9 protein-coding genes are annotated in these 9,090 nt (G+C 62.5%); 4 read left to right on the top strand and 5 right to left on the bottom strand.

Annotated features, from left to right (window positions below; genetic code table 11):
- Window positions 1-579: 579 nt before the first annotated feature.
- Genes AC07OJ_RS27570 through AC07OJ_RS27560 form a run of 3 tightly spaced genes read right to left on the bottom strand, consistent with a single transcriptional unit; the run spans window position 580 to window position 2,656 of the window.
- The gene (locus AC07OJ_RS27570; protein WP_065910143.1) at window positions 580-1,173 is read right to left on the bottom strand and encodes an HAD family hydrolase; all 594 of its coding nucleotides are present in this window, start codon (window positions 1,171-1,173) and stop codon (window positions 580-582) included.
- Window positions 1,170-2,039, bottom strand: a complete 870-nt coding sequence (tesB, locus tag AC07OJ_RS27565) for an acyl-CoA thioesterase II (RefSeq protein WP_065910141.1) — start codon at window positions 2,037-2,039, stop codon at window positions 1,170-1,172. The genes AC07OJ_RS27570 and tesB overlap by 4 nt, the downstream gene beginning before the upstream one ends.
- 47 nt (window positions 2,040-2,086) lie before the next feature.
- Window positions 2,087-2,656, bottom strand: a complete 570-nt coding sequence (locus tag AC07OJ_RS27560) for a GNAT family N-acetyltransferase (protein ID WP_120450052.1) — start codon at window positions 2,654-2,656, stop codon at window positions 2,087-2,089.
- A 75-nt stretch (window positions 2,657-2,731) separates the two neighbouring features.
- On the opposite strand from AC07OJ_RS27560, the gene AC07OJ_RS27555 reads away from it, so the two are divergent.
- Both AC07OJ_RS27555 and AC07OJ_RS27550 read left to right on the top strand, forming a co-directional pair.
- A complete protein-coding gene (locus AC07OJ_RS27555; RefSeq protein ID WP_495095583.1) occupies window positions 2,732-3,652 on the top strand; it encodes a histone deacetylase family protein in 921 nt (306 codons plus the stop codon).
- 410 nt (window positions 3,653-4,062) lie between these two features.
- Window positions 4,063-5,307: a TIGR03862 family flavoprotein gene (locus tag AC07OJ_RS27550; protein ID WP_495095582.1), complete on the top strand. Its 1,245-nt coding sequence runs from the start codon at window positions 4,063-4,065 to the stop codon at window positions 5,305-5,307.
- Window positions 5,308-5,421: 114 nt separating this feature from the next.
- On the opposite strand, the gene rhlE1 is transcribed toward AC07OJ_RS27550, so the two are convergent.
- A complete protein-coding gene (rhlE1, locus tag AC07OJ_RS27545; protein WP_065910135.1) occupies window positions 5,422-6,756 on the bottom strand; it encodes an RNA helicase RhlE1 in 1,335 nt (444 codons plus the stop codon).
- A 48-nt stretch (window positions 6,757-6,804) separates the two neighbouring features.
- Window positions 6,805-7,701, bottom strand: coding sequence for a drug/metabolite exporter YedA (gene yedA, locus AC07OJ_RS27540; protein ID WP_495095581.1), 897 nt, complete (start codon window positions 7,699-7,701; stop codon window positions 6,805-6,807).
- Window positions 7,702-7,862: 161 nt separating this feature from the next.
- Here yedA and AC07OJ_RS27535 point away from each other — a divergent pair, with 161 nt between their 5' ends.
- Entirely contained in the window at window positions 7,863-8,318 is a 456-nt protein-coding gene (locus AC07OJ_RS27535) for an Lrp/AsnC family transcriptional regulator (protein WP_065910132.1), read from the top strand.
- Complete coding sequence (locus AC07OJ_RS27530; RefSeq protein ID WP_282396885.1) at window positions 8,308-9,006, top strand: cyclase family protein; 699 nt, start codon at window positions 8,308-8,310, stop codon at window positions 9,004-9,006. Before AC07OJ_RS27535 ends, AC07OJ_RS27530 begins: the two co-directional genes overlap by 11 nt.
- Window positions 9,007-9,090: the final 84 nt, after the last annotated feature.

The following is a 9,090-nucleotide window of genomic DNA, read 5'->3' as shown; positions in this document are numbered from 1 at the left end:
TGCCTGCGATGGCGTTGGGTCAGCCAACCCCCCTATTGCCCATGCGGCCGCTTTCGCAGCCTGGCTGGGGCTCGACAACTCCCACAGGGGATCGCGGGGCGGGCTGTGAGATCTGTGGCGAGCGATTTTCTACCTGACAACCACGGTCAAAATGTGGGAGCTGGCTTGCCTGCGAAAGCGGTGGGCCAGCCAACGCCTCTATCGCCCATGCGGCCGCCTTCGCAGCCTCGCTAAGGCTCGACAACTCCCACAGGGGATCGCGGGGTGGGCTGTGAGATCTGTGGCGAGCGATTTTCTACCTGACAACTACGGTCAAAATGTGGGAGCTGGCTTGCCTGCGAAAGCGGTGGGTCAGCCAACGCCTCTACCGCCCATGCGGCCGCCTTCGCAGCCTCGCTAAGGCTCGACAACTCCCACAGGGGATCGGGGGGTTGCTAGTGAGATCTGTGGCGAGCGATTTTCTACCTGACAACCACGGTCAAAATGTGGGAGCTGGCTTGCCTGCGAAAGCGGTGGGCCAGTTGAAAACAGATCGACTGACACGCCGCCATCCCCGGCTCAAGCTGGCTTCAACAGGGCTCAGGGCTGGATCATTTGGCGCAGCACTGCACAGTCTGTGGCATGCCAATCTGCCAATTCCGGCCACGGGTTCTGCGGCAAGTTGACCAACACCGTGCGCGTGCCCGCTGCGCGGCCGCAGTCGAGGTCGAAGCGGTAATCGCCGACCATCACCATCTCGCTCGGTACCACATCCCAGGCTGCGGCCAGTTTCAGCAGGCCGCCTGGATCGGGCTTGGGCGGTGCATCATCGCGGCCCAGCACGTCGTCGACGGCAAAGCAGTCGGCCAGGCCAATCGCTTGCAGGGTGATATGCGCCAACTCCCGCGCATTGCGGGTAAGGATGCCGAGGCGATAACCGCGTCCCGCCAATTCTCGCACCAGCTCCACCGCACCCTCTGCTGCGACGGAACCCAGCGCCAGCTCGCGCTCATGCTCCAGCAACCAGGCATGCTTGGCCGCTGCCACGTCGGCAGGCAATGCAGCCAGGTGAGTGAGGATGTCGTCCTCGGGCGGAATCTCCAGGGCCACGCGAATGGCCGCAAAGTCATGCACGGCCACCGTGAGGGTGCCGTCCATGTCGAATACCCAATGCTTAACGTCCGTCAGGCTCATGCCCAATCCTTGCGATGGCGAATCAACCCTTCCTGGGTCACCGACGCCACCAATTGCCCGGCACGGTTATACACGCTGCCGCGCGAGAAACCCCGGGAGTTGCCGGCCCACGGGCTGTCCATGGCGTAGAGCAACCAGTCATCGGCACGCAGGTCGGCGTGGAACCACAGCGCGTGGTCAAGACTGGCGACTTGCATGTCTTTCTGCCAAACGGTCTTGCCGTGAGGCAGCAGCGAAGTGGTCAACAGGCCGAAGTCCGAGGCGTAGGCCAGCAAATATTTGTGCAGCGCCGGCGCGTCAGCCAGGGCACCGTCGGCGCGAAACCACACGTACTTGACCGGGTCGGACGGCTGCGGGTTGAACGGGTCTTTCTCGGTCACCGGGCGCACTTCGATCGGCTTGGGGCACAGCAGCTTGTCGCGCATGTGCTCGGGGATCAGGTGCGCACGCTGCTGGGTCAGCTCCAGCTCCGACGGCAGGTTTTCCGGACCGACCACCACGGGCATGGTGGTCTGGTGTTCGAAGCCTTGTTCGTCGTACTGGAACGAGGTGGTGCAGGTGAAGATCGGGTGGCCCTTCTGGATCGCGGTCACGCGGCGCGTGCTGAAACTGCCGCCGTCACGCACGCGGTCCACCGAATACACCACTGGCAATTTCGCATCGCCGGGGCGCAGGAAGTAGCCATGCAGTGAATGCACGTGCCGCGCTTCTTCGACCGTCTGGCTGGCGGCCGACAAGGACTGGCCAAGCACCTGGCCGCCGAACAGTTGGCGAAAACCCAGGTCCTGGCTGCGGCCGCGAAAGAGGTTTTCCTCGATCGGCTCCAGGGTCAGCAAGTCCACCAGATCTTCCAATACTTGGCTCATTCACACTCTCCTCAGAGCAATTCTTTTCTACTTGTAGGAGCCAGCTCCTACCCGTGCAGCGTGTCCAACCATTGGGCGCGGGTGATGCGGTACAAAACATGCGGGCGCAGCGGATCATCGGCTGCGACCTTGGGGTGTTCGAAATCTGCCAGCGGATCGTAATGCATACCGATGGCCTGCATGACTTTTTGTGATGGCAGATTGGCCTCCGTGGTGAAGGCGACAATTTCATCCAGCTGCAAGCGGTCGAACCCACAGCGCAATGCCGTCCACGCCGCCTCGCTGGCATAGCCAAGCCCCCAGTGCTCGCGCGCCAGGCGCCAGCCGATTTCCACCGCCGGGGTGAAACCCGCCTCGAAGCTGACATTCTGCAACCCGGTCAGGCCAATGAATTCGCCAGTGTCCTTGCGCTGCAAGGCCCACAGGCCAAAGCCGTATTCGGCGAAATGGCCACGAATCCGCCCGATCAGCGCAGCGCTTTCCAGGTGGCTCAATTTGGCCGGAAAATAGCGCATCACCTGCGAGTCGGCGCACATGCGTGCAAAGTCCGGCAGGTCGCTGTCACGCCATGGGCGCATTAGCAGGCGTGCACTTTCCAGTTCGAGTATCGGCTCCATGGGTCCCCTCCCTTGCCATGTGCGTGAGTGTACAGCGCTGTTAAGATCCTTCGCAGATTCCTGTCAGAAAATCCCATGCCTTTGCCATTGATCTACCACGATGACTACAGCCCCGAGTTCCCGGCGGACCACCGGTTCCCGATGGACAAGTTCCGTCTGTTGCGTGACCACCTGGTGGCCAGCGGCCTGACCGAGGACAGCCAACTGCTGCGCCCGCAGCTGTGTCCGGCAGATATTCTCGCCCTGGCTCATGAACCGGGTTATATCGAACGCTACATGAGTGGCGAGTTGGCCCGCGAAGACCAGCAGCGCCTAGGTCTGCCCTGGAGCGAAGCCCTGGCCCGACGCACCGTGCGCGCGGTGGGCGGCTCGATCCTCGCGGCCGAGCAGGCACTCGAACATGGCCTTGCCTGCCACTTGGCGGGCGGCACCCATCACGCCCATTACGATTACCCGGCGGGCTTCTGCATCTTCAACGACCTGGCGGTAATCAGCCATTACCTGCTGGCCAGCGGCCGGGTCAACCGCGTGCTGATCTTCGACTGCGACGTGCATCAGGGCGACGGCACCGCCCGCATCCTCCACGACACCCCGGATGCCATCACCGTGTCGCTGCACTGCGAAAAGAACTTCCCGGCGCGCAAGGCCCAGAGCGATTGGGACATCCCGCTGCCCATGGGCATGGGCGATGCCGAGTACCTCAAGGTGGTCGATGACGCCCTCAACTACCTGCTGCCGCTGTACCAACCCGACCTGGTGCTGTACGACGCCGGCGTCGATGTGCATAAGGACGACGCCCTCGGTTACCTCAAGCTGACAGACACCGGCGTCGCCGCCCGCGATGAAGCCGTGATGCGCCACTGCCTGGGCCGCGACATCCCGGTGATGGGCGTGATCGGCGGCGGCTACAGCAAGGACCGCCCTGCCCTGGCGCGTCGTCACGGCATCCTGCATCACAGCGCGCAACGGGTATGGACGTCATCAGGCTGTCATTGAAGTGTGAGCGTTACCCACAATGCCTGTGGAACGGCCTGTGGATAAGTTGAGCGTAAGCGTCTGAAAGCTAACCCACGCATGGCGTGTAGGAAACTGTACGTTTTCTGATCAGACACGCCGGCTTCCTTGTGGTGAGCGGGCTTGCCCCGCGTTGGGTTGCGTAGCAGCCCCTTTTTGGGGCGTCGCGTTCTGTCAGTTAGAACGGGGGTTGAGGGTTTGGGGCTGCTTCGCAGCCCAACGCGGGGCAAGCCCGCTCGCCACAGGACGCGCGTTCACCACAGGAAGCGCGGTCACTATGGGAGGGGTGCTCGCCATGGAAAGCGTGCTCGCCGATCACAACGATCCTTCCCCCCCACAATTGCGCGCCATTGCTTACAATGGGCGCCCTTTCGTTTTCACCAGGCCTGCTGATGTCCGCTACTGCTCCCTCCCACGTTGCCATTATCGGCGGCGGCCCCGCCGGGCTGATGGCCGCCGAAGTTTTGAGCCAGGCAGGCGTGCGGGTCGACCTGTATGACGGCATGCCCTCCGTGGGGCGCAAGTTCCTGCTGGCGGGCGTGGGCGGCATGAACATCACCCATTCGGAGGCGTACCCGGCGTTCCTGTCGCGTTACGCCGAGCGCGCGCCGCAGATGGCGCCGTTACTGCGCGCGTTTGGCGCCGAGGCGTTGTGCGAGTGGATTCACGGCCTGGGCATCCAGACCTTTGTCGGCACCTCCGGTCGCGTGTTTCCTACCGACATGAAAGCCGCGCCGCTGCTGCGTGCGTGGCTCAAGCGCCTGCGTGACCAGGGCGTGGTTATCCACACCCGCCATCGCTGGCTCGGCTGGAATGCCGAGGGCGACTTACTTATCCACAGCCCTGACGGCGAAAAAACTATCCACAGCGATGCCGTGCTACTGGCCCTGGGCGGCGGCAGCTGGTCGCGCCTGGGCTCCGATGGTGCGTGGCTCAAGTTGCTGGAAGACCGTGGCGTGCCCTACGCCCCGCTGCAACCGAGCAACTGCGGCTTCGAGGTGTCGACCTGGAGCGATTTGATGGTGAGCAAATTCGCCGGCGCGCCGCTGAAAAACGTCGCTATCGGCATGGCGGATGACAAGCCTCGACTGGGCGAGTGCGTGATCACCGCGACGGGCATCGAGGGCAGCCTGATCTACGCACTGTCGGCGCCGATTCGTGAAGCCATCAACCGTGACGGCGCGGCCACCGTGCATATCGATCTGCTGCCGAGCAAGCCGCTGGACAAGGTCCAGGCCGCCCTGGCCAAGCCACGTGGCTCGCGCTCGATGAGCAAGCATTTGCACAGTCAGTTGGGGTTGGATGGGGTGAAAGCGGCGCTGCTGCGCGAGTTGACCCCGGCGGAGCACTTTCATGATCCGGCGCAGTTGGCGGTTGATATCAAGGCGCTGCCACTGACCCTGGTGAAAACCCGGCCGATGGATGAGGCGATCAGCGCCGCCGGTGGCGTGCCATTCGAGGCGTTGGATGAGCGGTTGATGCTCAAGCAATTGCCGGGGGTGTTTTGCGCAGGGGAGATGCTCGACTGGGAAGCGCCGACCGGCGGGTATTTGCTGACGGGGTGTTTTGCCAGCGGACGAGCAGCCGGGCGCGGGATGTTGGAGTGGCTTGTGGCGAGCGGGCTTGCCCCGCGTTAGGCCGCGAAGCAGCCCCAATAAACCCGCAGGGTTTTAACAGATAACTCGCGCTTGCAGGTTTTAGGGCCGCTTCGCGGCCCAACGCGGGGCAAGCCCGCTCACCACAAAGGTCAGTTACTTCTTCTTACGCGGCCCGGTATTAAAAACCGGGACCTTGCGCACCGGCTTGATCGACGGCTCCGCCGGCGCCACCTCACCACTGTCCACCCACTTGCCGAGGTTGCGCTTGCCGCCACCACCGGAGGTCTTGGGCTTCTTCGGTTTTTTCGGTTTCTTTACTACCTGCCCGCTGGCATCGGTGTCCGGCACGCGGTGTTCCGGTTCGAAATCCGGCTCCATCTTGCGGGTCAAGGTCTGACGGGTCAGCATCTCGATGGCCGACAGCATGTTCACTTCATCGGCGCACACCAGCGAAATCGCCTCGCCGGTGTTACCCGCACGGCCGGTACGGCCAATGCGGTGGATGTAATCCTCGGCCACGATCGGCAGGTCGAAGTTGACCACCAGCGGCAGGTCTTCGATGTCCAGGCCACGGGCCGCCACGTCGGTGGCCACCAGGATCTGCACTTCGCTGGATTTGAAACGGTCCAGCGCGCGTTGGCGGGTCGCTTGGGGTTTATCACCATGAATGCCGTCGGCATTGATGCCCAGGCCCTGCAACTTATCCACCAGCGCATCCACGCCATTGCGGGTCTTGGCGAACACCAGCACCTGCTTCCAGCGGCCTTTGCGCATCAGGTGCACAAACAGCTCGGGCTTGCGCTTCTTGTCGACCGGCACCACCCATTGCTTCACGGTATTAGCGGCGACGTTGCGCGGGCTGACCTCGATGCTCAGCGGGTCGTTGAGCATCTGCCCGGCCAGCACGCGAATGTCATCGGAGAAGGTCGCCGAGAACAGCAGCGTCTGGCGCTTCTTCGGCAGCATGCGGTAGATGTTCGCCAGTTCTTCGGAGAAGCCCAGGTCGAGCATGCGGTCGGCTTCATCCAGCACCAGGGTCTGCAGCTGGTTGAGTTTCAGCGCGTTCTGGCGGAACAGGTCGATCAGCCGGCCCGGCGTGGCGACCAGGATGTCGACGCCCTTGCGCAGCTTCATCATCTGCGGGTTGATGCTCACGCCGCCGTACACCGCGTAAGTGGTCAGCGGCAGGTGTTGGGCGTACTCGGCAACGCTGGCGTGAACCTGCTCGGCCAGTTCACGGGTCGGGCACAGGATCAGTGCGCGGGCCGAGTTGGCGGCGACTTTGGGCCCTTCCATAGTCAGCAATTGCAGGAGCGGCACGGCGAAACCGGCGGTCTTGCCGGTGCCGGTCTGGGCCGCAGCCATCAGGTCGCGACCGGCCAGCACCGCCGGAATGGCTTGCGCCTGCACCGGCGTCGGGGTCTGGTAGCCAAGCGTCTCAAGGGCGCGCAGCAAGGGTTCGATCAGGCCAAGTGTGGCGAAAGTCATGTGTTTACCGTAGGAAAAATTCAGCGCAAGGGCGTAATGCGCGGCAGTTTACCTTATTTCCGGCTTGGGCTTGCGCCACTGGGGCAGGCTGATCAACAGCACCGCGCTGATAATCACCAGCATCGCCAGGGATTCTTCCAGGCCGATGGTCTCGCCGATGAACACGATCCCCAGCAACACCGCCACCGCCGGGTTGACGTAGGCATAGCTGGTCGCCGCCGCCGGACGCACATGCTTGAGCAGGTACATATAGGCGTTGAAGGCGATGATCGAGCCGAACACGGCCAGGTACGCCAGGGCCAGCCAGCCTTCCAGCGGCGGCATGGCTTGCAGGTGCTCGCCGGTGAGCGCGCTGGCGATCAACAGCGTCACGCCGGCCACCAGCATTTCCGCCGCACTGGCCATTGCCCCCGGCGGCAACGGCAGGCGCCGGCTCCACACCGAACCGAACGCCCACGACGCCGCGGCAAACAACAATAAAGCCGCGCCCATCGGGCTCGACTGCAACGTGCTGCCCATGTTGAGCATGGCGATGCCGATCATCCCCAGGATCACGCCCGCCCATTCCAGGCGGGTATTACGCGCGCCCCAGAAATAACCGCACAGCAAGGTGAACAGCGGCACGGTCGCCACCGCCAGCGCCGCCACACCGGACGAGACGCCGGTGTGCTCGGCCACACTCACCGCGCCATTGCCGAAGGTCAGCAGCAAAATGCCGATCTTGGCAGCTGCTTTCCATTGCTCCCAGGTCGGCGCTGGCGCCCCGCGCCAACGCAAGAAGCCATACATCACCGCCCCCGCCACCAGGAAGCGAATCCCACCCAGCATCAGCGGCGGCCAGAATTCCACGCCGATGCGGATCACCAGGTAGGTGGAGCCCCAAATCACATACAACGCAAAAAAAGCGGCGATCAACGGTAAGGGAAAGCGACGTGGGCCTGGCATTGGGCAGCTCTATGGCAGAAATGAGAGAGGCTTATTCTAAAAAGGCAGGCGCCTAAACATAAGTTACAAAACCTGTTTAATCCGCCAGTACACTTTTCAAAACATGGTTATCAGGGCTATAAACCCTACTTTCGAAAGCCACGCGCTCCTGGAGCCTTATCATGGACAAATACGACCGCATGCTCCTCAGCGCCCTGCTCGAAGACGGCCGCGCTTCCTACGCGCAACTGGCGCGCACGGTAAATCTCTCCGCCCCCGCCGTCGCCGAACGCGTGGCCAAGCTGGAGGCCAGCGGCGTGATCACCGGGTATCAGGCCAAGGTGGACTTATCCAAAGTCGGCCTGCCGATTCAGTGCGTGATGGAACTGAGACTGACCAACCACGGCAGCCAGAAGGTCTACGATGCCCTGGCCGAAATCCCCGAACTGACCGAATGCCATCGTGTAACGGGCGATCCGTGCGTGATCATGCAGGCAGCGGTGGGCTCGATGCCGGAGTTGGAGAATTTGATCAACCGGGTGGCGAAGTTCGGGTTCAGCAAGACCTCGATCATCTTGTCGAGCGCGATAGAGCGGCGGGTGCCGTTGGGGCAGTTGGAGGGCAAAAATGGTGGATAAGCCCAGCAAGGTCTTCAGCCTCAGTCACCCGATCTCCCCGCGTATTCCGCTGTGGCCGGGGGACCCGCCGGTGGCGTTTGAAGACGTCGCGTCACGGGACAAGGACGGCTATTTCCTTCGGCGTTTCAGCATGGGTGAACATAGCGCCACGCATATGAATGCGCCGAACAGTTTTTATGCTGGTGGAATGGGGATTGATGGTTATCGACCCGAAGACTTGGTGCGGCCCGCCGTAGTGATCGATGTGCACGGTAAAACCCAGAGCAATCCAGACTACGAAATCAGCCCACTGGATATTGAAGCATGGGAACGTCAGCACGGGCTTATCGAACCTGGCTCGGTGGTGCTGATGTACACCGGCTGGCAACACCTCTGGAACGACCCGATAGCGTTTTTTGGGCAGGACGCGCAAGGCTCACACTTCCCTGGGATTGGTGAAGCGGCGATTCGGTTTTTGCTCGAACAGCGCCAGATTGCCGGGGTTGGCATTGATACCCACGGGGTTGATCCAGGGCAAAGCACCGCCTTCGCGACAAACCACGCCGTGTTGGCGGGAAACGGGATTGTGCTGGAGTGCCTGACCCACCTCGACCGGCTTCCGGCCAAGGGCGCCACGTTAGTGATAGGTGTACTAGGACTGGAAGGCGGTTCGGGATCACCAGCATCAGTGATGGCGTTTATTCCCTGACTTGCAGGTAGGCCCTACCGACGCCATCGCAGGCAAGCCAGCTCCCACACTAGACCGCATAACAGTCCGGGCAACTCGGTCAAC

This window comes from Pseudomonas sp. GW821-FHT09C08 (assembly GCF_059418125.1).
This window is presented reverse-complemented; position numbering and strand designations above follow the sequence as displayed.

Excerpts from the sequence above, each read along its gene's own strand:
- AC07OJ_RS27555 (WP_495095583.1), top strand. The coding sequence starts at position 2,732 with ATGCCTTTGCCATTGATCTACCACGATGACTACAGCCCCGAGTTCCCG.
- tesB (WP_065910141.1), bottom strand. The coding sequence starts at position 2,039 with ATGAGCCAAGTATTGGAAGATCTGGTGGACTTGCTGACCCTGGAGCCG.
- rhlE1 (WP_065910135.1), bottom strand. The coding sequence starts at position 6,756 with ATGACTTTCGCCACACTTGGCCTGATCGAACCCTTGCTGCGCGCCCTT.
- AC07OJ_RS27550 (WP_495095582.1), top strand. The coding sequence starts at position 4,063 with ATGTCCGCTACTGCTCCCTCCCACGTTGCCATTATCGGCGGCGGCCCC.
- AC07OJ_RS27560 (WP_120450052.1), bottom strand. The coding sequence starts at position 2,656 with ATGGAGCCGATACTCGAACTGGAAAGTGCACGCCTGCTAATGCGCCCA.
- AC07OJ_RS27530 (WP_282396885.1), top strand. The coding sequence starts at position 8,308 with ATGGTGGATAAGCCCAGCAAGGTCTTCAGCCTCAGTCACCCGATCTCC.
- AC07OJ_RS27570 (WP_065910143.1), bottom strand. The coding sequence starts at position 1,173 with ATGAGCCTGACGGACGTTAAGCATTGGGTATTCGACATGGACGGCACC.
- yedA (WP_495095581.1), bottom strand. The coding sequence starts at position 7,701 with ATGCCAGGCCCACGTCGCTTTCCCTTACCGTTGATCGCCGCTTTTTTT.
- AC07OJ_RS27535 (WP_065910132.1), top strand. The coding sequence starts at position 7,863 with ATGGACAAATACGACCGCATGCTCCTCAGCGCCCTGCTCGAAGACGGC.